We start from the raw sequence: 24,520 nt of genomic DNA, 5'->3' as shown, positions 1-24,520 counted from the left end.
TCAAAATTCCTATTTTCCTAAACAGAAATTAGCAAATATTTTATCAATAATGTTATCATCAACAGTATCTCCAGTTATTTCACCTAAAGCATCATAGCAATCCTTAATATCTACTTCAATTAGATCATATGGAAGCTCCTGCTTTACAGCTTCTAAGCCTTCTTCTATACTCTTTGCAGCCCTTTCAAGTGAATTTTTATGTCTTACATTAGTAACAAAAGAAATATCCATTTCTTTAATATGTCCTCCATATACCATTTTTACGATCTCTTCTTCAATTTCATTTAAACCTTTTTCTTGCAAAATTGAAATTTGTATTATTTTCTTATTAGGCAATAATTTTTGAAGATCCTCTTTTTTAACCCTTTGGGGTAGATCTGTTTTATTAAGAAGAACTATTGCTCTTCTATCATTTATAAGCTCAATTATTTCATTATCTTCCTTAGTTAAATCCTCAGAAGCATCTAATACTAAAATAACTAAATCAGCTTTATTGAAAAACTCTTTACTTCTTTCCACTCCCATACGTTCAACTATATCATCTGTATCTCGAATACCAGCTGTATCAACAATTTTCAATGGTATTCCCCTTATACTAAGATTTTCCTCTATAACGTCCCTTGTTGTCCCTGGAATATCTGTAACAATAGCTCTAGACTCTTTCAAAAGAGCATTTAATAATGATGATTTCCCTACGTTAGGCTTACCTATAATTACAGTATTCAATCCTTCTCTAATAATTTTACCAGTCTCTGAAGTATCAAGAAGTCTCTTTATTTTTTCCTTAACTATTTCCATATTTGATAATAATTGAGGATAGGTTATCTCTTCAATATCTTCTTCTGTATAGTCTATGCTTACATGTAAATGGGCTAAGGTTTGAAGTATGATATCTCTTATATCTTTAATATTTCTTGATATACTTCCTTCTAGCTGACTTAGAGCTACATCAAATCCCTTATTAGTTTTAGCCTTTATAAGGTCTATTACAGCTTCTGCTTGAGCTAAGTCTATTCTTCCATTTAAAAAAGCTCTTTTTGTAAATTCCCCAGGATCAGCCATTCTTGCACCTTTTCTTAAAACAAGCTCCAATATATTCCTTGTGGGAACTATTCCACCATGGCAATTAATTTCAACTGTATCTTCCTTTGTATAGGTATAGGGAGCTTTCATATATACTGCTAAAACTTCGTCTAGAATTTTATTTTTTTCCCTATCTACTATATGCCCATATACAAGCCTTCTTTGTGAAAAATCTCTTATACTAGCTTCTTTCTTAGTTTTAAAAATACTATCTAAAATATCTATTGCTTTTGAGCCACTAATCCTAATTATACTTATCCCTGCTTCTCCAGGTGCTGTGGCAATTGCAGCTATAGTATCATCTATCATAAAATCACCTCATAATCTTTGAATATATTATATTTTTTAATAAAAAGTTCTAAACTAAATTCTTAAACTTAATATATTCTTTAGAGCATGTTCCTCATTTATTTTTATTATTCCAATTTTAACATAAAACATTAACAAAACCCAGTATTTAAACTGGGTTTTAGATATAATTGACAAATGTCTATAGAAATTTAAGTAAACACTTTAATTTATACATGTCCAAAATGCTCAGAAACATTGCATATTTGTACATGTATAAATTAAGTTTTACTATGTAAATCCTATATAGATAAAAACATTAAAGTCTTTTATCTTTATTTTAAAAATATAACAACTTTTCTATTTGGTTCTTCTCCTTGGCTTTTCGTTCCTACGTAAGGATTATTTTGAAGTGCTGAATGAATAATTCTTCTTTCATATGGATTCATTGGATCTAATGTTATACTTTTCTTATATTTCTTTACTTTATAGGCTAATTTATTAGCAAGCTTTATCAATGTTTGTTCTCTTTTTTTCCTATAGTTCTCAGTATCTAATATTACACGCACATAATCTTCATCTCCGCTGTTAACTACTAGACTAACAAGGTATTGTAAAGAATCAAGAGTTTGTCCTCTGCGACCAATTAATATCCCTACATCTTTACCAATTATTTCTACATAAAGATTGTTATTTACTAGCTCTGTTTCAAGAACTGCAGGAACTTTCATGGAGTCTAAAACTTTTTCTAAAAATTCAGTTGCTTTTTTTACTGGATCATTTTTTACAATTACTCTAACCTTAGCAAGCTTATTTCCAAATAATCCGAACAAACCTTTACTTGGTTCTTCTAAAACCTCTACCTCAACATTATCTCTAGTGGTATTCAATTCTCTTAATGCACTACTTATTGCTTCTGCAATAGTCTTATCCGTCTTTTCCACAAACTTCATACTATTTTTACTCCTCCTTAAGCATATCGCCCTTAGGTAATAATAGCTGCTGAGCCATCTGGAATAAATTGCTTATAACCCAGTATAGAGTCAATCCTGCTGGAAAACTTTTACCCCACCATAAAATCATTAGTGGTAAAATTAAATTCATAGTTTTCATAGCCTGAGGTTGTTCTGCTTGATTAGCAGTGTTCATGGTATTCATCGAAAAATAAGTTGTAGCTGCAGCTATAATCGGCAATATTCCTGGTACAGTAACGCTTCCAATCATAAAGACATCTGGATTAACTAGATTTTGTAACCATAAAAACGGAGCATCGGTTGCTACACTGGCAAGGGCTGCATCCCCTTTGAAAACGTATTCAACAGGGTTTCTAAGGGCTCCAAACAAACCAAAAAGAATAGGCATTTGTATGAGCAATGGTAAACATCCACCCAAAGGATTTATCTTATGTTCTTTATAAAGCTCCATCATCTTTATGTTAAGAGTTTCTTTATCATTTTTATACTTATCCTGCAGTTTCTTTAATTCTGGTTGAATTTTTTGCATATCCTTTGTTTGCTTTATTTGATTCAAGGTAAGAGGTAGTAACAATACCTTAACTATTATTGTAAATACTACTATAGCTATAGCATAATTATTCACTATATTATAGATAAAATATAATAATGAACCTAACGTTTTTGCAATCAACACTTTACCCCCTATCGTTCCTATACTAATTTTCAATCTTATTTAAATATATCATTTCAAAGGGTCATGTCCTCCTGGATGAAAGGGATGACACTTTAATATTCTAATCAAACTTAATCTTACCCCTTTTAAAACTCCATATTTATCAATAGCTTCAAGTGCATATTGTGAACATGTAGGGTAAAACCTACAGCTTGGTTTTTTTAAAGGTGATATAAACTTTCTGTATCCATTTATTAAAGCTATTAAAACTCTTTTCACAATAACACCTTTCTTCTATAAATAAATCTTAAATATTATGCTTCCATGTACTTTCGATTGTACTTTACTTCATAAAAAGACTTAACAAAACATTTTTCTCTATTATTTTAAAATATTGCTTAAAAATAAAACTTTGCTAATTTTTGTATATTCTAGCTTTTTTCATAGCTCTTATAATAGACTTCTCAACATCCTTGTAACTAGCATCTTTTATAGACACTCTAGCAATGAAAACTATATCATATCCATTTTTTATATTGTCATTATTGTTTCTAAAGCTTTCCTTCATAAGTCTTCTAGCTCTATTTCTTATTACACTTTTTCCAACCTTTTTACTAGCAGTAAATCCAACCCGTGTAACACTATTATCTCTTTTCAAAAAATAGATAACAATATATTTATCGGGAATAGACTTCCCTCTTTTATATACTCTTTTAAAATCTTCATTTTTTTTTATTCTTTTTATTTCTGTCATTAGGTTCCTCCATAAACCTCCTTAATTACAGAAAAAGACCACTATCAGCGGCCTTAAGCAGTCAGTCTTTTTCTACCTTTTCTTCTTCGTCTTTTTAATACATTTCTACCAGACTTAGTTTTCATTCTTTTTCTAAAACCATGTTCCTTTTTTCTTTGCCTCTTTTTAGGTTGATAAGTCATTTTCAATTTCAACACCTCCTTCGAAAGCTACGTAAGCTGCGTATACATTTATATAAAAGAGTTATACTCATAATTTAAAAGTCCGCTAAATAATTATATCGTTATAAGTAGTTCATGTCAAGGAGTTTATTAAATTTAAACAGATAAATGAATAAAAAGAGCTTATCGGAATTTAAGTAAAGACTTTAATTTATAAATGTTATACATTCTAAAAATGCCAAAAAGTTCTACATATTTGTACATGTACAAATCAAATTTTACTATATAAATCCTATACATACACTAAACTCTAAACTTTAATTTTGTATATTTTTGAATACTAAGCTAATATTATGATTTTTCCCCAATTTTAACATCTAAATCATAAAATTCTATAATTCTTAATATTTATTACCTACTAATAAAAACATTCAAATATTCTATAAAATATTCCTTTAATGTGGAAAAAAAATCAACAAAAAATTTTTATTGTGGATAATTTTATCATTCCCATTGAACAAAATTTATATATTTGATATTATTAGGTATAAACTGTTGATAAGTGGATAATCAAATAAAAGATTGTGACTTATTCACATTTTGTGGATAACCTTGTGCATAACATTAACTTTATCAACATAAACCTTCTAAATTAATTAATTTATCTTGTTAAATTCTTAATTTTAAATTTGTTTATATTGTTAGTTATATGAGTATTTTATTTTCTAAAATTTTTTTTCCACAAAATAATTAATATAAATGTTAATTGTTCATTTATTAAAAATTTTTATATTAATATCTATATTATCAACATTTTTTGTGGATTATTTGTGGATTTATTTTTAACTCACTTAAATTTTACAAGCAATTAAGAAATTTGCGTAATCAAAAACAAACAATATTTTCATCACTTTTTTTAACAAGGCAACCTTGAAAAGCTTTGAATAAACTTTTCTTAAAGCTTAATTCCAATAAATTAGGAGGATTTTTACATGAGTTTCGATGTTCATGAAATCTGGGATGCAACTTTAAAAATAATTAAAACTGAGCTTTCTGAGGTTAGCTATAATACATGGTTAAGGTCTTTAGAACCTATCGGCATTAAGGGAAAAATCATTATATTAGGAGTTCCCAATGATTTTAATAAAGGAATATTAGAAACCAGATACATGACCCTTATAGCTAACGCAATTAAGCAAGCAACTTCTCAAGACTTTACAATAGAGTTTGTAATCCCTGGCAGTGACTACTTTAATAACTTAACTCAAAACAATGATACAAAGGAAAATAATTTTTTTGAAGCACCCAACCTTAATCCTAAATATGTTTTTGATACTTTCGTAATTGGAAATAGTAATAGGTTTGCCCATGCTGCTTCTTTAGCTGTAGCTGAAACTCCCGCTAAAGCATATAATCCGTTATTTATATATGGAGGAGTTGGTCTAGGAAAAACCCATTTAATGCACGCAATAGGTCATTATATATTGAGTCAAAACCCAAATACAAAGGTAGTTTATGTTACATCAGAAAAATTTACTAATGAGTTGATTAATTCTATAAAAGACGACAAAAATGAAGAATTTAGGAACAAATACAGAACTATGGACGTTCTTTTAATAGACGATATTCAATTTATTGCTGGTAAAGAAAGAACTCAGGAGGAATTTTTCCATACATTTAATGCCCTATATGAAGCTAATAAACAATTAATTATATCTAGCGATAGGCCTCCAAAGGAAATACCAACACTAGAGGATAGGCTTAGATCTAGATTTGAATGGGGTCTAATCACAGACATTCAGCCACCTGATTTTGAGACAAGAATAGCTATTCTTAGTAAAAAAGCAGAATTAGAAAATATAAACATAGATAATGAAGTTCTTCATTTTATAGCTAAAAAGATTAAATCAAATATTAGAGAGCTAGAAGGTGCACTTATAAGAATATCTGCTTATTCTTCCTTAACTAATAGAGAAGTTTCAATTGACTTAGCAAATGAGGCTCTTAAAGATATTTTTTCATCCTCAAAACCTAAACAGATCAACGTATCATATATTAAAGATATTATTGCCAAACATTATAACATAAAAGTTGAAGATTTAAACTCTAAAAGAAGGACAAGGGCTATAACTTATCCACGACAAATAGCTATGTATTTATGTAGAGAACTTACAGATTTATCTCTACCCAAAATAGGCGAAGAATTTGGCGGTCGTGATCATACCACTGTAATTCATGCCTACGATAAGATAAGTAAAGACATAAATTCAAATAATGATTTTAAAAATACAATAGATAATATTATAAAGGAAATTCAAGGTGAATAATTTAGAAAGCATTTCTTTTTCTAAAATTTAATCAACAGATTTTTGTTCAAAACAGCTGTATAACTTGTTGATAAATTAAATAAAATGTGATATAAGTTTTTCTGTGGATATTTTTATTTTAATACCTTTTTTATCAACATTCTTTAAACAGCTCTATAAATTAAAATATCTTAATTAAAAGGGCTTTTCCACAAACTAACAGCTCCTACTACTATTACTAACTTCTTTAATAATATTTATATATTTCCTCGACAAAGGAGGTTTTCCACAATGAAAATAATATGTTCTCAAAAACAATTATCTACAGCAGTAAATATAGTACAAAAAGCTGTATCTACAAAAACAACTTTACCTATACTGAAGGGAATTTTGTTAGAAGCAAAAAACAATAAGCTTAAACTTGTTGGTAATGATTTAGATATAGGCATAGAAAATTATATTGAAACAAAGATAGTACAAGAAGGTTCTATAGTAATATCATCAAAGATATTTGGAGATATTATAAGAAAACTACCTGATGCTGACATAGAAATCGAAGTTGATGATCAAAATAATGTTTTCATCAGATGTGAAAATTCAGATTTTAAACTTGTCGGACAATCAGCTGTTGAATTTCCTGAATTACCATATGTAAAAGAAGAAAATACCTATATAATAAGCCAAGATTTATTTAAAAATATGATTAGACAAACAATATTCGCTACATCTCAAGATGAAACAAGACCTATATTAACAGGTTCATTAATAGAAATAAAAAATAGGAATATATTAATGGTTGCAATAGATGGCTATAGATTAGCCCTAAGAAAGGCGTATTTAAATATTGATATTGGTAATAAAGCAGTTGTTCCAAGTAAAACCTTAAATGAAGTAAATAGAATTTTAGGTAATGAAACAGAAGGTAATATTTTCATATCCTTTACAGATAAACATATATTATTTACAATTGATAAAACAAGAATTATTTCTAGATTGCTTGAAGGAGAATTCATAAATTATAATCAAATTATACCTAAAGAGTATAAATCAAAGGTTAAGGTAAAAACTAAAGAACTATTAGATAGTATAGAAAGAGCTTCATTACTTGCTAAAGAAGGAAAAAATAATGCTATAAAATTTTCTATTAAGGATGATATTATGAATGTTAGTTCCAATGTAGACATAGGAAGTGTAAATGAAGAAGTTAATATTGAATTAGAAGGCGAAGACTTGGATATAGGTTTTAACTCAAAATATTTATTAGATGCTTTAAAGGTCATAGATAGTGAAGAGATATTCTTAGAATTTACTACAAGCGTAAGTCCATGTGTTATAAAACCTACAGATAATGAAAATTATATCTATTTAGTTTTACCAGTTAGACTATCAAAGCAATAAGAAAGTACAAAATATACTAAAAGTCCTCTTAATAAAGGAGGACTTGAATTTTGTTAGTTCAAAATTATAAATAGTGTGATATATTTAATTACAAAAACTATTATTTGATGTAAAATAAATATTGGTGAAATGGTAACAATCTAAATAAGAGAAGGTCTTTTAAATAATTGGAAATATATATTGAGGAGGTAAAGATTTGAAGGAAATTTTTATTGAAACTGAATATATAAGAATGGACCAACTACTGAAATATGCAAATATAGCAGGAACGGGTGGGGAAGCAAAAATACTAATAAAACAAGGATTGGTTAAGGTTAACGGAGAAATAGTGACCCAGAGAGGAAAGAAAATAAGAAATAGAGATATTGTTGAAGTGAATGGTATTAAAATTAAAATAAAGAATGAAAATAATTGAGTCTTAAAACTGGGGTGCAACAAGTGTTTATTAACAAATTGAAGTTAATTAACTTTAGAAACTATAGTAGCTTAGATATAATGCTTAATGATAAATTAAATATATTCATTGGCAATAATGCTCAAGGAAAAACAAATATAATTGAATCCATATATCTAACTGGCTTTGGAAAATCCTTTAGAACCAATAAGGATAAAGAGCTTATAAAGACAAGCAATGATATGGCCTATGTCAAAATCCAAGGTAAAAAGAGATATAGTGAGTTTTCAATAGAGTTAAGATTATGGAATAATAAAAATAAAGAAATAAAAACTAATGGAATAAGCTTAACTAAGCTGTCAGAATTACTTGGAAATATAAGTTTAGTAATTTTTTCACCAGAGGATTTGAGGCTTATAAAGGGAGGTCCATCTGAAAGAAGAAGATTTATAGATAGAGAGATTTCTCATATAAATAAGAAATATTACTATAATATAATGTCATATAATAAAGTTTTATTCCAAAGGAATAATCTTTTAAAGAATATATCATATAATAGAAAGCTATTAAATACTATTGATATTTGGAATGAGAAACTAATAGAGTATGGCTGTGAGGTTATTTTAAAGCGAATAGAGTTTATAAATAGACTCAATGTGCTAAGTAGATTGATGCATAGAAAAATTACAGAGGGCAGAGAAAATTTAGAAGTAAAATATTTAAGTAATATAAAAGTAAATAATAAAGCCACATATGATGAAATTTATGAAAGCTTTAAGACAAAGTTACAAGCAAAAATTGAGAATGATATAAAAAGAGGTTTTACAACTATAGGTCCCCATAAAGATGATTTGGGTATCTATATTGATGATGCTGATATAAGAATATTTGGGTCACAAGGTCAGCAAAGAACAGCTGCATTATCCCTTAAATTATCTGAAATAGAGATAATCAAAGGTGAAATTGGAGAATATCCTATTCTTTTACTTGATGATGTAATGTCTGAATTAGATATAAATAGGCAAAAATTCTTAATAAAGAGTTTAAAAAATGTTCAAACTTTTATAACCATTACAGAAATACCTGAGCTGATGGCTCCTCTTGTTAAGGAAGGAAGTATTTTTAAGATATCTAAAGGTAATGTTATTAAATATCGTGAAAAATAAAGAAATTTTTAACTTTATAGGGATTTTAAGTAAAGACTTTGATTTATACACGTCCAGAACGCCTAGAAACACTAGGTATCTGTATATGTATGAATTAAGTTTTACTATGTAAATCCTACATATAGTCAGGAGGGAAACAAATGGCTGAAAAAATTAATGGGCAATATACAGCCGAACAAATTCAGGTCCTCGAAGGGTTAGAACCTGTAAGGAAAAGGCCTGGAATGTATATAGGCAGTACTGGACCAAAGGGACTACATCATTTAGTAGAAGAAATAGTTGATAATAGTATAGATGAAGCTTTGGCAGGTTATTGCAAGAATATTAAAGTTATTATAAACGAAGATAATTCGATTAGTGTATCCGATGATGGTAGAGGAATGCCAGTTGATCTTCATCCTAAAATGAATAAACCAGCAGTAGAAGTTATTCATACAGTACTCCATGCTGGTGGAAAGTTTGGAGGCGGAGGCTATAAGGTTTCTGGTGGACTTCATGGTGTTGGAGCATCCGTTGTAAATGCTTTATCTGAGTGGTTTGAAGTAGAAGTCAAGAGAGATGGAAAAATATATAAACAAAGATATGAAAGAGGTAAAACTGTAACTAAGCTTGAGGTTATAGGTGAATCAGATGAAACAGGAACAAAGAGTATATTTAAGCCTGATAAAGAAATATTTGAGAGTACAGTATTTGAATTTAAAACACTAGAGCATAGGCTTAGAGAACTTGCTTTTCTAAATAAAGGAATAAGAATAATTTTAGAAGATAAAAGACCAGAGAAAGAAAAAATATCACAGTTTTGTTATGAAGGTGGAATTAAGGAGTTTGTAAAACATTTAAATAAAAATAGAGATTCTATCCATAAAAATATTTTGTATAACGAAGGACACAAGGATGGGGCTGTAGTAGAAATAGCCCTTCAATACACAAATGGATACTCAGAAAATATATTTACCTTTGCAAACAACATCAATACTCATGAGGGTGGTACTCACCTAAGTGGTTTTAAAAGTGCCCTTACAAGGGTTGTTAATGATTATGCAAGAAAAAATGGTCATTTAAAAGAAAAGGATAGTAATCTTCAGGGTGAAGATATAAGGGAAGGGATAACAGCAGTAATTTCTGTTAAGCTATCAGAGCCTCAATTTGAAGGACAGACTAAAACAAAGCTTGGAAACAGTGAAATAAGGGGTATTGCTGAAGCAATATCTTCAGAGACTATTGGGGCCTTTTTAGAAGAAAATCCTTCAGATGCAAAGATCATTATTGATAAATGTATTAGGTCAGCCAAGGCTAGAGAAGCGGCTAGAAAAGCTAGAGAGCTTACAAGGAGAAAAGGTGCTTTAGATAATTTAACACTTCCAGGTAAACTAGCAGATTGTTCAGAAAGGGATCCAGCTAAATGTGAAGTATTTCTTGTAGAGGGTGATTCTGCAGGAGGTTCTGCAAAGCAAGGAAGGAACAGGAATATTCAAGCTATATTACCGTTAAGAGGTAAGATAATGAATGTTGAAAAGGCAAATCTAGCTAAAATATTAAATTACAATGAAATAAGGGCTATGATAACGGCCTTTGGATGTGGTATAGGCGATGAATTTGATATAAGTAAATTAAGATATCATAAAGTAGTTATAATGACCGATGCAGATGTTGATGGTGCTCATATCAGAACTTTACTTTTAACCTTCTTTTTTAGATATATGAGACCACTTATAGAGGAAGGTTATGTATATATAGCACAGCCGCCTCTTTATAAGATAAAAAAAGGAAAAGCTGAATATTATGTTTATTCAGATAAGGAATTAAATGAACTATTAAATAAAATAGGAAGAAAAGGAATATCACTTCAAAGATATAAGGGACTTGGAGAGATGAATCCTGAACAGCTTTGGGAAACAACTATGGATCCTGAAAAGAGGACCATAATCAGAGTAAATATAGATGATGCAATTTTAGCTGATGAAATATTTACAACATTAATGGGAGATAAGGTTGCACCACGTAGAGAATTTATAGAAGCAAATGCAAAATATGTAAGTAATTTAGATATATAAAGGGAGGGTTGAAAGTGGAAGAAAATAAACAAAATATTATTCATATAGATATAGCTGATGAAATGAAAAAATCCTATATAGATTATGCTATGAGTGTAATAGTAGGAAGAGCCCTTCCTGATGTAAGGGATGGACTTAAACCTGTTCATCGAAGAATTCTATATGCAATGAATGAATTAGGATTATCTCCAGATAAACCCCATAGAAAGTCAGCACGTATTGTTGGGGATGTTTTAGGTAAGTATCATCCCCATGGAGATACTGCAGTATATGATGCTATGGTAAGACTTGCTCAAGATTTTTCCACGAGATATATGCTTGTAAATGGACATGGTAACTTCGGTTCTATTGATGGTGATGGAGCTGCTGCAATGAGGTATACAGAAGCAAAGCTTACTAAGCTTTCTGTAGAGATGCTTAGAGATATAGATAAAGAGACTGTAGATTATATACCTAACTTTGATGAAACCTTGAAGGAGCCTACAGTACTTCCTAGTAGGTATCCTAATCTTCTTGTTAATGGTTCAAGTGGTATAGCAGTAGGTATGGCAACATCTATACCACCACATAACTTAGGAGAAATTATAGATGGGGCTGTTAAAATGATTGATGACCCTGATACTGATATTGAAGATATAATTAAAACTATAAAAGGTCCTGATTTTCCTACTGGTGCTATTATAATGGGTAAGGAGGCTATAAAGGAGGCCTATAGAAAAGGCAAGGGTAGAGTAACCGTAAGGTCAAATGTTGAAATCGAGGATATAGGCAAAGGAAAAAGTGCCATTATAGTTAAAGAAATCCCTTATCAAGTAAATAAAGCAAAAATGATTGAAGGAATTGCTAATCTTGTTAGAAATAAAAAAATAGAAGGAATAACTGATATTAGAGATGAAAGTGATAGAAATGGTATTAGAATAGTTATAGAACTTAAAAAGGATACTAATGCCAATGTAGTATTAAATAAATTATATAAGCATTCTCAGATGCAAACTACCTTTAGTATTATCATGATTGCCCTTGTAGATGGACAACCTAAGGTTTTAAACCTTTATGAAATGTTAAGGTACTATTTAGATCATCAAAAAGAAGTAGTAACTAGAAGAACACAATTTGATTTAAATAAGGCTGAAGCTAGAGCCCATATCTTAGAAGGATTAAAAATAGCACTAGATAATATAGATGCTATTATAAACTTAATAAGAAGTTCTAAAAATGTAGCAGAAGCTAAGGAAGGGTTAATGAAGAACTTTAACCTTACGGATATACAAGCTCAGGCCATATTGGACATGAGACTTCAAAAGCTAACGGGTCTTGAAAGGGAAAAAATAGAGGAAGAATATGAAGAATTAATTAAAACAATAACTAGACTTAGGGAAATACTTGCCAATGAAAGACTTTTAATGAATATAATAAAAGAAGAATTAATAGAAATAAAAGAAAAATATAATGATAAAAGAAGAACCAAAATATCTGCTAAGGAAGATGAAATTGATATAGAAGATTTAATAGATGAAGAAGAAGTATTTATAACTTTAACTCACATGGGGTATATTAAGAGAGTTCCTGCTACAACCTATACAAGCCAAAAAAGGGGTGGCAAAGGGATATCGGGACTTTCTACAAGAGAAGAAGACTTTGTTGAAACTATATTTACTACATCTACCCATAACTATATATTATTTTTTACCAATCACGGAAAGGTTCATAAAATAAAAGCCTACGAAATACCTGAGGCAAAAAGACAGGCAAAGGGTACTAATATAGTTAACATATTGTATCTAGAACCTAATGAAAAAATTACAGCTGTAATTCCTATTAAAGAATTTACAGAAGATGGTTATTTAGTTATGGCTACTAAAAAAGGAATGATAAAGAAAAGTGAATTATCACAGTTTGATACATTAAGAAAAACAGGATTAATTGCTATAAGTTTAAAGGATGAAGATGAGCTTATAAGTGTTAAATTAACCGATGGGAAAAGAGAATTAATTCTAGTAACAGTAGAGGGTATGTCAATTAGATTTAATGAAAATGATGTCAGAAATATGGGAAGAAGTGCAATGGGGGTTAAAGCCATAAACCTTGATAAAAATGATTATGTTGTAGATATGGGGTTAATAGAAGAAGGTACTGATTTATTAGTAGTTAGTGAAAATGGCTATGGAAAGAGAACCTCTTTAGAAGAATATAGAATTCAATCAAGGGGTGGAAAAGGTATAAAAACCTACAATATAAGTGAAAAAACAGGAAAATTGGTAGGTGCTAAAGTAGTTAGCGATAATGACGAAGTGATGCTTATAAATACTTCAGGCATAGTAATAAGATTAGAAGTTAAAGGTATATCAAGATTTGGTAGAAATACTAGGGGAGTTAGATTAATGCGGATTAAGGAAAATGATAGTTTAGCTTCTATAGCAAAGGTATCTGATGATATAGAAGAATGAGATTAAAGAAAAAGTGAGGTATACTCCTGTATACCTCACTTGTATTTTTTGATATTAGTTTATACTTATTTTATATGTAAAGAGTAGATATGAATATATATAAGGAATGGTTAAAAAGGTATATATAGAAAGATCTATAAAAGCAAAAAAGCAATATGTTTTGACTAGATGTCTTTTATAATTACTATTTTCCAAGAATATTTTAAGACAATATAAAGAAATTAAAGTCAATAGGATTAATAAAGAATATAAAAACAAAGGGTTTTTTAGGAATATAGGTAAGAATATATGAAGATCATGGTTATTTAAAAATAATTTATTGGAATAAATTATCTTTAAAATTGAATGCAGAATAAAAATGATAATAAACATATTAGTAGAATAACTTTCAATCAATTGAATTTTTATAACTGAAACTAAGAAAATAAACAATATAATTGGCACAAAAATATTCATGATGGATATTAAAGACATAAAAATACTAGGTATTAAACTGGTAGTAGTAGACATGAAAATATCAAATATTTCACTGATTTTTATTTTTTTTGTTGCTGCAATTATATTATTATTGTTACTAGACAAAAAAATATTCTTATTCTTTCCGTTAATATCTGTCCATACTAAATAGTCATTGTCATGTAAATTAAAATAATAAGGATTTAATGATATTGAGTTTGTTTTAGTTAATAATTTTTTGCTTTTAATATTATTATTTTGATTTATAGTATATTTAATGATGTTAACAGTTTCAGTATCCTTACCCTTAGTTATATTTACCGATGCTAAAAAAGTGAGTTCATCTTTTTTAGATTTTAATATTTTAGGAAATGGATTTGATGCTTTTATATTTAATATATTTTTAGACAAACTTGAAATATTATTTTTCTTAAATTTAAAGTTGTATAAAGAACTATTTCCAAATCTATTATCTATTACAGATGCTAATATATTAATTTCATCATTAACAATGCCAATATCAACACGTTCTAAAGATTGTTTAACGGAGCTTGCAATAGATGTTAGTTTATATTTGCTTAAATTTTTACTATTTAAATCATAGGTTATATAATTAAGGAAATTCTCACCAGTTTTAGTTTTCTCATATAAAGCTATATGATACAAAGGAGCATTTGTATCTTTTATTGCTTCGAACCTATCAACATCCATATCATTTATACGCTTTACATAATTTGTTTTATCCATTAAGTTTAAAGAATTATAATCAGAATAAATGAGTAAATCCTCATGTACAATGAAGTCTTTAATAGTATGTGCAATAGTTCTACTTGATATAATTTGTTTAGTCTTAAAGTTAAAATCATATTTTTTCAATTTTTTATCTTCTAGGATGTATAAGGAAATAATATCATCATTAAGTAAACCTCTAATTTTTTTCACAGGCTTTACAGATAAGCTTAATTTATTCTTTAAAGCAACTGTTCCGTTAATATCAGTTATAGAATATTTAATTGTATTATCCTCATACCATAAAGTAATGAAAGAATTATTATATGGAATTGGTATTGGAAATATATTATTAGACATAAGATCATGTATTTTTTCAACTTTAAATTTAGATATTGATAAAGCTCTACTCCATTCATTTGAAGGCAATTCTAATTCAGCTTTGCAAACTACTCCGAAGTACAATAAAAAAAGAATTAAGAGTGTAAACAAAAATACCAATTTCCAATTTTTATAAAATTTATACATATATATCCTCCTTTTAAAAAAGTTGCTTTATTAAATAATCGTTACTATAGGAATTTAATTAAAGACTTTAATTTATCATAAAAACGCTCAGAAATCCTGCGTATTTGTACATGTATAAATTAAATTTTACTATGTAAATCCTATATAAAAAATAATTCAGAAAATTAATATAATTAAATTATACAGTAAATAATGGTAAAAAAGATATGAAAATAATTAAATTTTTATAATAAACCTAATATGGAAATAGCTATTTAAATAACCATATCATTAAAGTTAAATATTTTGATAAAATATGATTTTATGTTATTATTATTTAAAGAAAAGCAAAGGAAATGTTTATAAAGAAATAGATTGGGTAAATTTAAAATAGTGTTATGAGGAGGTTTTTTTGTGTCATTAAATATTAATAAGGCTTTTGATAGTGAAAAAAATCTGTGGGAAGTTAAGTTGATAGGTGAAATAGATATCTCTACTGCAAATAGTTTAAAAGAGATATTAATAAAATTGTTAGAGGAAAAAGAAATTGATATAAAATTAGATTGTAAAGAATTAGATTATATAGATAGTACTGGACTAGGGGTTTTAATAGGTATACTAAAAAGATTAAAAAGTATTGATAAGGATATCATTATTATTAATCCAAAGCCAAATATATCTAAGCTTTTTAAAATTACTGGTTTAGATAAAATTTTCATCATTAAGTAATGTTTAAATAGTTCTATCCCTGTAATTAATTTTAAACTTAAAGAAAATATTAAGGTTTTCTTTAAATATGATATCAAGTATTAGAGATTCATATCTATAGTTAGGAAGGTGAAATATTTCTATGACTACTAAATGTGCAAATAAGAGCGAAGATTCAAAAAAAGAAAATATATGCATGTCGTTACCTAGTAAACCAGAGTATGTAAGTATTGTAAGAATGACTTCATCAGTTATAGCAAATAAAATAGGTTTTAATATTGAAGACATAGAGGATATAAAGGTTGCAGTAGGAGAGGCTTGTAATAATGCTGTTTTACATGGATGCGATAGTAATATTTTTAAAGTAGAATTCATTATAAGTGAAGAAAAATTTATTATAGAAATAGAAGATGAAGGTAAGGGCTTTAATGTAGATAAATATCCCCATCCAGATATTTGTAACCCAAAGGAAAGTGGACTTGGAATATTTATAATTAAATCTTTAATGGATAATGTCGAAGTTAAATCTTCCCCAGGAAAAGGAACTTTTATAAGGATGATAAAATTCTTAAATGAAAAAGATAAAGCATATAATTAAGGGGATGATAATATATGGCAAGTGCTATAAATAATGCCAAAGAATATAATGTAAAAGCTTTAGATGAATTAGATAATAAAGAACTATTTAGTATATATAGAGATACAAAAGATATAAAAATTAGAAATGAACTTGCTAATAGATACCTATATATTCCAGAGATTCTATCAAAAAAATATGTGAATAAAGGAATTGATTATGAAGATATTTATCAAGTTGCGTCCCTAGGATTGATTTATGCTATAGAGAGATTTGATATAGATAGGGGTTTTGAGTTTTCAAGCTTTGCAACACCAACCATAATAGGAGAAATAAAAAAATATTTTAGAGATAAGGGATGGGCTATAAGGGTTCCAAGAAGAATTCAAGAGTTATCAAAAAAGGTTAATGATGTTAAATTAAAACTTCAACAAAGTTTACAAAGGGTACCTAAGGTAAAGGATATAGCTGATTATTTAAAAGTCACAGAAGAAGAAGTTTTAGAAGCTATGGAAGCTGGTTATGTATATACACCTAAATCCCTTGATGTAAGTTATGAGAATAGTAGCGACGATAAAGAAGTTCAGCTTAAAGATATTATAGGTGAAGATGATAAAAACTTTCTTTCTGTTGAAAATAGAGACTTTTTACAAAATTGCATGAAAAAACTTAATGAGGTCGAAATTAAGATAGTTCACAGTAGATTTTTAAATGATAAGACTCAAGTTGAGGTGGCAGCAGATTTAGGAGTTTCTCAAATGACAGTTTCAAGAATGGAAAAAAGAATTATTAATAAATTTAGAAGTGAATTAAAAAAATTAAATGAATTATAAAAAATCTTCCATTGATTAATTAAATGGAAGATTTTTTCATTTTTTATCCCAATTTTAATATATTATTTTTAAAACATTATAAAGCCCATTTTTCTCTTTACTCTATCTAGAACCTTATTAGATACTTCCTGTGCTCTTTCAGCTCCTTCTTTAAGAACTTTTTCTACTTCACCAGATTTTAAGATTTCTTCATATCTTATTTGAATAGGTTCTAAAGCAGATACAACAACTTCTACTAAATCCTTTTTAAAGGCACCATAACCCATTCCTTTATATTTATTTTCAATATCTTCTAAAGATAATCCACCAAGGATATTATAAATAGTCATTAGATTACTAACTCCAGGTTTATTTTCTTCATCATATCTTACTTCGCTTTCACTATCTGTAACTGCCTTCATAATGCTTTTTTTGATTTTAGAAGGGGAGTCAAGAAGGTTTATCTTGCTATGTTTATTTTCATTACTTTTACTCATCTTTTTTTTAGCATCATCAAGGGACATTATCCTTGCTCCAAATTTAGCAATTAAAGGTTCTGGTATTACAAAAGTATCTCCATATTTTTTATTAAATCTTATGGCAATATCTCGGCATAATTCGAGATGTTGTTTTTGATCATTGCCAACTGGTACATAATTTGTATCATAAAGTAATATATCAGCTGCCATAAGTACAGGATAAGTATATAAACCAGTAGTAACAATTTCCTTACCTTGGCTTTTTTCCTTAAACTGAGTCATTCTATTTAATTCCCCAATATATGTATTACATTGTAAAAGCCACGCAAGTTCAGAATGAGCAGGAACATGGGATTGAAGAAATAAAGTAACTTTAGTTGGGTCTAAACCAACGGCCATATAAAGTGCTGCAAGCTGTAATGAGTTCTCATATAATTCTTTAGGATTTTTAGGAATAGTAATTGAATGTAAATCTACTATACAAAAGAAACAATCCATATCATTTTGCAACTCAACAAACCTTTTGATAGCACCTATATAATTTCCTATATGGATTTGAGATGTTGGTTGAACACCAGAAAAAACTCTTTTCATTGTTATACCTCCATCAAAAAATATAAGTTATTTAATAATAATATAGGATTTACATAGAAAAACTTAATTTATACAGATATAAATACGCAACGTTTCTTGGTGTTTTTGACATGTATAAATTAAAGTCTTTACTTAAATTCCTATATATTAATGTTTATAATATATTAAATATCAATAATATACAAGTATTATTGTTTGTAGAATATGAGTTTAATATGATAATTATTAAATACAGAAAATTCAAAATTGTAGTTGATTGCATTAATGATGAAAATATACCTGTATATGGTATGAAAACTATAGAAAAAATTTTAAAAAAGCCTATTCTATATGAAATGATAATATCTAAATGAAAATAGAGATGTTTTATTAATAAAAACATTTGTATATGAAATAAATACATTCCTGTTGACAAAATTGTTACATAAAATTAAAATATTTATATAACTAAAGCTTTAAAGTATAAAAACATATTTAAAGCTTTAATTTTTTCAAGGACGTTTTAAAGGGAGTTTGTATTTGTTTTTAAAAATTATTTTTAAATTTAATGAGGGGGAATTAGTAAAATGAGAAAATTATCACTTTTTTTAGTTGTAGTAATGCTTGTTATAGTATTTACGGCTGGCTGTGTTCAAAAAGCGGATGCGCCTACAGACGAAGCTAATGCATCACAACAGGAGGATGTTATTAAGATTGGTGTATTTGAACCTCTAACAGGTGCAAATGCAGCAGGTGGGGCTTTAGAGAAAGAAGGTCTTGAATTAGCAAATGAATTATATCCTGAGGTTTTAGGGAAAAAAGTTAAGTTGGTTTTTGTAGATAATAAATCTGATAAGGTTGAAGCTGCCAATGCTGCAACAAAGCTAATAGATCAAGAAAAAGTATCCCTTATAATAGGTAGTTGGGGAAGTGGTTTTTCAATTTCAGCTGGTGAAGTTATTAAGAAATCAGATAGAAAAGTAGCTGCAATTGGAACTTCATGTACAAATCCATTGGTTACAAAAGGAAATGATTATTACTTTAGAGTATGCTTTATAGACCCATTTCAAGGAAATGTTATGGCAAACTATGCGTATAATGAAGTTGGAGCAAAAAAAGTGGCTTTCATTATTGAAAAAACAAATGATTACGCAGTTGGGTTAGCTAAATTCTTTGAAGATACATTTAAAGAATTAACAGGTGATGAAAATTCAGTAGTATATAAGGCTTTCTATAATACAGGAGACCAAGACTTTACTGCTCAGCTAACAAGTATTAAGGAATCAGGAGCAGAGGCTATATTTGCACCAGGTAACTTTACTGAATCAGCACTTGTTACAAAGCAAGCAAAAGAGCTAGGACTTGATCTTCCAATACTTGGTGGAGATACATGGGAAACTCCAGAATTCATAGAAATTGCTGGAGAAGCAGCAGAAGGAGTTGTATTCTCAACATTCTTTGATGCTAATGCTAAGCTTACTGATAATACTACAAAATTTTTAGATGCTTATAAGCAAAAGTATAATAAAGAGCCTGCAGCAGTTACTGCCTTAGCATTTGATGCATATTTATTAGCTATTGATGCAATCAAGAAGGCTAATAGTACTGATCCTACAGCTATAAGAGATGCTCTTGCTAAAACTAAGGATTTTCCAGGAGCAGCTGGTGTAGTTACTCTTGATGAAAATGGTGATGCTATTAAATCGGCAGTAATCAAGACAGTTAAGGATGGAAAATTTACTTATCTTACAACTGTGGAACCAGTGAAAAAATAAATATTATGAAATATAGATTTTAGTTTTAAAAATAAATATGTAGACTTCCCATAGGGGAGTCTACATTGTTGTTAATTAATAATGGAATATTTAAACAAAAATAATAAATATTGTAGTATAAATATGATATGGGGGAAATAATATGAGCTTTAGTATTATGTTACAGCATTTAGTCAATGGGATTTCTCTTGGCAGTTTATATGCACTTTTAGCCATAGGCTATACGATGGTATATGGAATTTTAAGACTAATAAATTTTGCCCATGGCGATGTTTTTATGTTAGGAACTTATATAGCCTTTTATGCTATGACATCATTTATGCTTCCATGGTGGGCATCATTTCTAATAGCAATTATTCTAACCTGTATATTCGGTATTATTTTAGAAAAATGTGCCTACAGACCCCTTAGAAATTCTCCAAGAATATCGGTAATGATATCTGCAATAGGTGCATCCTTTCTTATTGAGAATCTAGCTATAGTAATATTTGGAGGTCGTCCAAAAGCCTTTCCAATAGAACCTATTTTTTCAAAGATATTAAATATTGGTGGGGTTTCTATTGTAAGTGTTTCGTTAATAATTCCTGTTATAACTGCAATAGCACTATGTTTATTAAATTATATAGTTAATCATACAAAGGTAGGAATGGCAATGAGAGCGGTTTCAAAGGATTATGAAGCAGCTAGGCTTATGGGAATAGATGTAAACTCTATAATAGCCTTTACATTTGGAACAGGATCAGCCCTTGCAGCAATTGGTGGTATAATGTGGGGATTGAAGTATCCGCAGTTAATACCTCTTATGGGACTTATGCCAGGACTTAAATGCTTTATAGCTGCCGTAGTTGGAGGAATAGGTAATATCCGAGGAGCTGTTATAGGAGGATTTATATTAGGATTAGGTGAAATAATGATAGTTGCACTCTCACCTGCATTATCAGGATATAGAGATGCCTTTGCATTTGTCCTTTTAATAATAATACTACTAGTTAAACCTTCTGGTTTAATGGGACAAAATACAGTGGAGAAGGTGTAGAATATGAAAAAAAATAATATTTTAACCCTAATTTCGATTATAGGATTTATATTACTTTTACTTGTACTGAATATAACTCTTGGATCATATAAGATGAGAATTTTTAATTTATGTGGTATTTATGTAATATTAGCTCTAAGTCTTAATCTTATAAATGGATTTGTTGGATTATTTTCTTTAGGGCATGCAGGATTTATGGCAGTAGGAGCTTATACATGTGCACTTCTTACTATGTCTCCTGAAACAAAGGAAATGAATTTTTTCTTAGAACCCATAGTTCCATGGCTGAAAAATGTACAGCTTCCATTTCCAACGGCATTAATAATAGGTGGTATTATGGCTGCAATAGCAGGAGCTTTAATAGGAGCTCCTGTACTTAGACTCAGGGATGACTATTTAGCCATTGCTACATTAGGGTTTAGTGAGATAATAAGGGTTGTGTTTACAAACACTCAAAGAATTACAAATGGGCCACTAGGTATCAAGGGTTTACCTACAATAGGAATAACAGGACAATCTTGGGAGATAGTAATATGGACATGGGGAATTGCACTGTTTACTATTATATTTATGGTTCTTCTTATAAATAGTAGTTATGGTAAGGCATTTAAGGCTATAAGAGAGGATGAAATAGCTGCTGAAGCTATGGGAATAAATCTTTTTAAACATAAGATGATTGCCTTTGTTATAGGTTCATTTTTTGCAGGCATTGGAGGAGCATTACTAGGACATTTAATGGGTACTATAGATCCGCTTATGTTTAGGTTTTTATTAACCTTTAATATAGTTCTTATAGTTGTGCTTGGCGGTATAGGAAGTATTACAGGTAGTGTAATTTCCGCCATAGTTGTTACTATATCTATGGAAGCACTAAGAATACTAGATGCAGATATGCAAATAGGCGGATATATTGTAAAGGGTATACCAGGAATGCGTATGGTTGTATTTTCAGCATTACTTATGATAGTTATACTTTTTTATCAAAGAGGTCTTATGGGTACAAATGAATTTAACTGGGACTGGATAATAAATAGAAAAAAGAAAATACAAAAAATATAATAGATTTGCTATATTTTTATTCCTTCAAAAACCTTAAAATTTAGGTTTATTAGTTTATTTTATATAGATATTCCAGTAATTAATTTATACAAATAAAAAAACTATGTGAATTTTGATGTATATATAAATTAAGTTTTACTATGGGAAATCTATATATCCCAATTATAAAAATAAAAGTCATAAATAATGAATAACCTTAATCAAAGGAAGTGAAAATGTGACTATTCTAAAGACAGATAAAATAACCATGCGATTTGGTGGAATTACAGCTGTTTCCAAATTAGATATGAAGATAGATAAAAATGAAATTATAGGATTAATAGGACCTAATGGTGCAGGAAAGACCACATGCTTTAATATGATAACAGGGGTTTATGTTCCAACAGAAGGGAGAATATTTTTTGAGGATAAAGATATAACAGGGATAAAAACCCATGAAATAACTAAGCTAGGTATTGCCAGAACCTTTCAAAATATAAGATTATTTAAGGAGCTTTCGGTGCTGGATAATGTTTTGATTGCAAATCATATGAGATTAGATTCAAATTTATTTTCTGCAGTAATAAAAACTCCAGACTATAGAAAAAAAGAAAAGAAAATTAAGGAGAAATCTATTTCACTATTAAAGGACGTAGGGCTTGAGGAAGTTATGCATGAAAAATCCTCCTCATTACCATACGGAAAGCAAAGAAGATTAGAAATAGCTAGGGCTCTTGCAACAGACCCTAAACTCCTCATATTAGATGAACCTGCAGCAGGTATGAATCCTCAGGAATCTATGGAACTTATGGAGTTTATCAGAAAAATTAGAGATAAGTTTAATCTTACAATATTAATGATCGAACATCATATGCAAGTTGTTATGGGAGTATGTGAAAGAATTTATGTACTTGATTATGGCATAATGATAGCAGAAGGAACACCTGTTGAGATACAAAATAATCCTAAGGTTATAGAAGCTTATTTAGGGGTGGAATAATGTTAAAAATTAGAGACTTAAATGTACACTATGGTGGAATCCATGCTTTAAAGGGAATAAATATAGACGTACCTGAAAATAAAATAGTTACTTTGATAGGTGCTAATGGAGCAGGAAAAAGTACAACCCTTAGAAGTACAATAGGGTTAGTAAAAAGCTCTAGTGGAAAAATAATATATAATGATAAGGATATTACAAATAGAAAAACGAAGGATATTGTTTCTGATGGACTAGTCATGGTGCCAGAAGGAAGAAGAGTTTTTCCAAATCTTACCGTTGAAGAAAACCTAATTCTAGGTGCTTACATTAGGAAGGATAAAAATGCAGTTAAAAAAGACATGAAGTGGGTTTATGAACTTTTTCCAAGATTAAAGGAGAGAATATGGCAAAAGGCAGGAACAATGTCTGGAGGAGAACAGCAAATGCTTGCAGTAGGAAGAGCACTTATGACAAAGCCTAAGCTATTAATGATGGATGAACCATCATTAGGATTAGCACCATTAATTGTAAAGGAAATATTTGAAATAATAAGTGAAATTCATAAAGAAGGAGTTACTATATTATTAATAGAACAAAATGCAAAGGCAGCTTTAGAGGTAGCTCATTATGGATATGTACTTGAAACTGGTTCTATAGTCCTTGAAGGTAAAGGTATGGAACTTCTTAATAATGATGAGGTTCAAAAAGCGTATCTTGGAGAGTAAGGTTAGCTTAAAGGAATGAATGGAATGATTCAACCCATGAGACGTAAAAAGTTTCATGGGTTTTCAAATTATAGTCATTATGATGGTAAAGTTCAAATAAGAGAAAATTATACAAACAAAAAAATATATTAAAATTTACCTGAATTATTCATAACTCAATGAATTATGATGAAAATTAATGTTAAAAGGTAAAATCTTATATCTGAAGTTCTGGTTTCATTAACAATAGAACCAAAGATTATAATTTTAATAAGATACCAACTCAAAATCTTATGTTGTAACCTAAAAAAGAGCAAACTAATCCCTTGGTTATTGCTTTAAGGTTTTCAAATTTGATTTTATAAATTATGCAAAAGTAATATTATCAATGTTTTTCATAATTATTTGAAATTTGTCTTTATAAGGATAACTACTACTCATTCTAAAAGTAGTCTTTCTTCCAGATT

23 protein-coding genes are annotated in these 24,520 nt (G+C 28.9%); 15 read left to right on the top strand and 8 right to left on the bottom strand.

The annotated features are described in order from the left end of the window. Positions 1-9: 9 nt before the first annotated feature. The 6 genes from mnmE to rpmH form a co-directional block, all read right to left on the bottom strand. The gene (gene mnmE / locus BUB36_RS09360) at positions 10-1,392 is read right to left on the bottom strand and encodes a tRNA uridine-5-carboxymethylaminomethyl(34) synthesis GTPase MnmE (protein WP_073149306.1); all 1,383 of its coding nucleotides are present in this window, start codon (positions 1,390-1,392) and stop codon (positions 10-12) included. 314 nt (positions 1,393-1,706) lie between these two features. Next, the gene (jag, locus tag BUB36_RS09355; protein WP_073149304.1) at positions 1,707-2,324 is read right to left on the bottom strand and encodes an RNA-binding cell elongation regulator Jag/EloR; all 618 of its coding nucleotides are present in this window, start codon (positions 2,322-2,324) and stop codon (positions 1,707-1,709) included. A 7-nt stretch (positions 2,325-2,331) separates the two neighbouring features. After that, the gene (locus BUB36_RS09350) at positions 2,332-3,018 is read right to left on the bottom strand and encodes a YidC/Oxa1 family membrane protein insertase (protein WP_242655749.1); all 687 of its coding nucleotides are present in this window, start codon (positions 3,016-3,018) and stop codon (positions 2,332-2,334) included. A 51-nt stretch (positions 3,019-3,069) separates the two neighbouring features. Further along, positions 3,070-3,279, bottom strand: coding sequence for a membrane protein insertion efficiency factor YidD (gene yidD / locus BUB36_RS09345; protein WP_408633775.1), 210 nt, complete (start codon positions 3,277-3,279; stop codon positions 3,070-3,072). 136 nt (positions 3,280-3,415) lie between these two features. Continuing rightward, complete coding sequence (gene rnpA, locus BUB36_RS09340) at positions 3,416-3,754, bottom strand: ribonuclease P protein component (protein ID WP_073149300.1); 339 nt, start codon at positions 3,752-3,754, stop codon at positions 3,416-3,418. A gap of 53 nt (positions 3,755-3,807) precedes the next feature. Further along, positions 3,808-3,942, bottom strand: a complete 135-nt coding sequence (gene rpmH, locus BUB36_RS09335) for a 50S ribosomal protein L34 (RefSeq protein WP_073149298.1) — start codon at positions 3,940-3,942, stop codon at positions 3,808-3,810. Between the two features lie 965 nt (positions 3,943-4,907). On the opposite strand from rpmH, the gene dnaA reads away from it, so the two are divergent. The 6 genes from dnaA (at position 4,908) to gyrA (ending at position 13,680) form a co-directional block, all read left to right on the top strand. Further along, on the top strand, positions 4,908-6,242 hold the full coding sequence (gene dnaA / locus BUB36_RS09330) for a chromosomal replication initiator protein DnaA (protein ID WP_073149296.1): 1,335 nt from the start codon (positions 4,908-4,910) through the stop codon (positions 6,240-6,242). Positions 6,243-6,512: 270 nt separating this feature from the next. After that, positions 6,513-7,619: a DNA polymerase III subunit beta gene (dnaN, locus tag BUB36_RS09325; RefSeq protein ID WP_073149294.1), complete on the top strand. Its 1,107-nt coding sequence runs from the start codon at positions 6,513-6,515 to the stop codon at positions 7,617-7,619. A 196-nt stretch (positions 7,620-7,815) separates the two neighbouring features. Next, positions 7,816-8,034, top strand: coding sequence for an RNA-binding S4 domain-containing protein (locus BUB36_RS09320; protein WP_073149292.1), 219 nt, complete (start codon positions 7,816-7,818; stop codon positions 8,032-8,034). Between the two features lie 23 nt (positions 8,035-8,057). Then, the gene (gene recF, locus BUB36_RS09315; protein ID WP_073149290.1) at positions 8,058-9,179 is read left to right on the top strand and encodes a DNA replication/repair protein RecF; all 1,122 of its coding nucleotides are present in this window, start codon (positions 8,058-8,060) and stop codon (positions 9,177-9,179) included. A gap of 140 nt (positions 9,180-9,319) precedes the next feature. Continuing rightward, entirely contained in the window at positions 9,320-11,233 is a 1,914-nt protein-coding gene (gyrB, locus tag BUB36_RS09310; protein ID WP_073149288.1) for a DNA topoisomerase (ATP-hydrolyzing) subunit B, read from the top strand. A gap of 14 nt (positions 11,234-11,247) precedes the next feature. Further along, positions 11,248-13,680 (top strand): DNA gyrase subunit A, encoded by a 2,433-nt coding sequence (gene gyrA / locus BUB36_RS09305; protein WP_073149286.1) that lies wholly within the window; start codon positions 11,248-11,250, stop codon positions 13,678-13,680. A gap of 54 nt (positions 13,681-13,734) precedes the next feature. On the opposite strand, the gene BUB36_RS09300 is transcribed toward gyrA, so the two are convergent. Further along, positions 13,735-15,393: a hypothetical protein gene (locus tag BUB36_RS09300; protein WP_073149284.1), complete on the bottom strand. Its 1,659-nt coding sequence runs from the start codon at positions 15,391-15,393 to the stop codon at positions 13,735-13,737. Between the two features lie 393 nt (positions 15,394-15,786). Here BUB36_RS09300 and BUB36_RS09295 point away from each other — a divergent pair, with 393 nt between their 5' ends. From BUB36_RS09295 to BUB36_RS09285, 3 genes are all read left to right on the top strand, one after another. After that, positions 15,787-16,101: an STAS domain-containing protein gene (locus BUB36_RS09295; protein ID WP_073149282.1), complete on the top strand. Its 315-nt coding sequence runs from the start codon at positions 15,787-15,789 to the stop codon at positions 16,099-16,101. A 121-nt stretch (positions 16,102-16,222) separates the two neighbouring features. Further along, complete coding sequence (locus BUB36_RS09290) at positions 16,223-16,678, top strand: ATP-binding protein (RefSeq protein WP_073149280.1); 456 nt, start codon at positions 16,223-16,225, stop codon at positions 16,676-16,678. Between the two features lie 14 nt (positions 16,679-16,692). Beyond that, entirely contained in the window at positions 16,693-17,490 is a 798-nt protein-coding gene (locus BUB36_RS09285) for a SigB/SigF/SigG family RNA polymerase sigma factor (protein ID WP_073149278.1), read from the top strand. A gap of 68 nt (positions 17,491-17,558) precedes the next feature. On the opposite strand, the gene trpS is transcribed toward BUB36_RS09285, so the two are convergent. Continuing rightward, on the bottom strand, positions 17,559-18,542 hold the full coding sequence (gene trpS / locus BUB36_RS09280) for a tryptophan--tRNA ligase (protein ID WP_073149276.1): 984 nt from the start codon (positions 18,540-18,542) through the stop codon (positions 17,559-17,561). A gap of 110 nt (positions 18,543-18,652) precedes the next feature. Between trpS and BUB36_RS09275 the strand changes: the two genes are divergently transcribed. The 6 genes from BUB36_RS09275 to BUB36_RS09250 all read left to right on the top strand — a co-directional run bounded on the left by BUB36_RS09275 (position 18,653) and on the right by BUB36_RS09250 (position 24,074). Then, positions 18,653-18,895 (top strand): hypothetical protein, encoded by a 243-nt coding sequence (locus BUB36_RS09275; protein WP_073149274.1) that lies wholly within the window; start codon positions 18,653-18,655, stop codon positions 18,893-18,895. Positions 18,896-19,108: 213 nt separating this feature from the next. Continuing rightward, the gene (locus BUB36_RS09270; RefSeq protein WP_073149272.1) at positions 19,109-20,296 is read left to right on the top strand and encodes an ABC transporter substrate-binding protein; all 1,188 of its coding nucleotides are present in this window, start codon (positions 19,109-19,111) and stop codon (positions 20,294-20,296) included. Positions 20,297-20,438: 142 nt separating this feature from the next. Then, entirely contained in the window at positions 20,439-21,332 is an 894-nt protein-coding gene (locus BUB36_RS19255) for a branched-chain amino acid ABC transporter permease (RefSeq protein ID WP_073149270.1), read from the top strand. Between the two features lie 3 nt (positions 21,333-21,335). Continuing rightward, positions 21,336-22,391, top strand: coding sequence for a branched-chain amino acid ABC transporter permease (locus BUB36_RS19250; RefSeq protein ID WP_073149268.1), 1,056 nt, complete (start codon positions 21,336-21,338; stop codon positions 22,389-22,391). 217 nt (positions 22,392-22,608) lie between these two features. After that, positions 22,609-23,370 carry an ABC transporter ATP-binding protein gene (locus tag BUB36_RS09255; protein WP_242655748.1) on the top strand — a complete coding sequence of 254 codons (762 nt, stop codon included), beginning with the start codon at positions 22,609-22,611 and terminating at the stop codon, positions 23,368-23,370. Continuing rightward, a complete protein-coding gene (locus BUB36_RS09250; protein ID WP_073149266.1) occupies positions 23,370-24,074 on the top strand; it encodes an ABC transporter ATP-binding protein in 705 nt (234 codons plus the stop codon). The genes BUB36_RS09255 and BUB36_RS09250 overlap by 1 nt, the downstream gene beginning before the upstream one ends. Positions 24,075-24,520: the final 446 nt, after the last annotated feature.

Origin of the sequence: Paramaledivibacter caminithermalis DSM 15212, from assembly GCF_900142245.1 — a bacterium.
GTDB lineage: Bacteria > Bacillota > Clostridia > Peptostreptococcales > Caminicellaceae > Paramaledivibacter > Paramaledivibacter caminithermalis.
The sequence above is the reverse complement of the archived record's forward strand: the minus strand, read 5'-3'. Positions and strand labels throughout refer to the sequence as shown.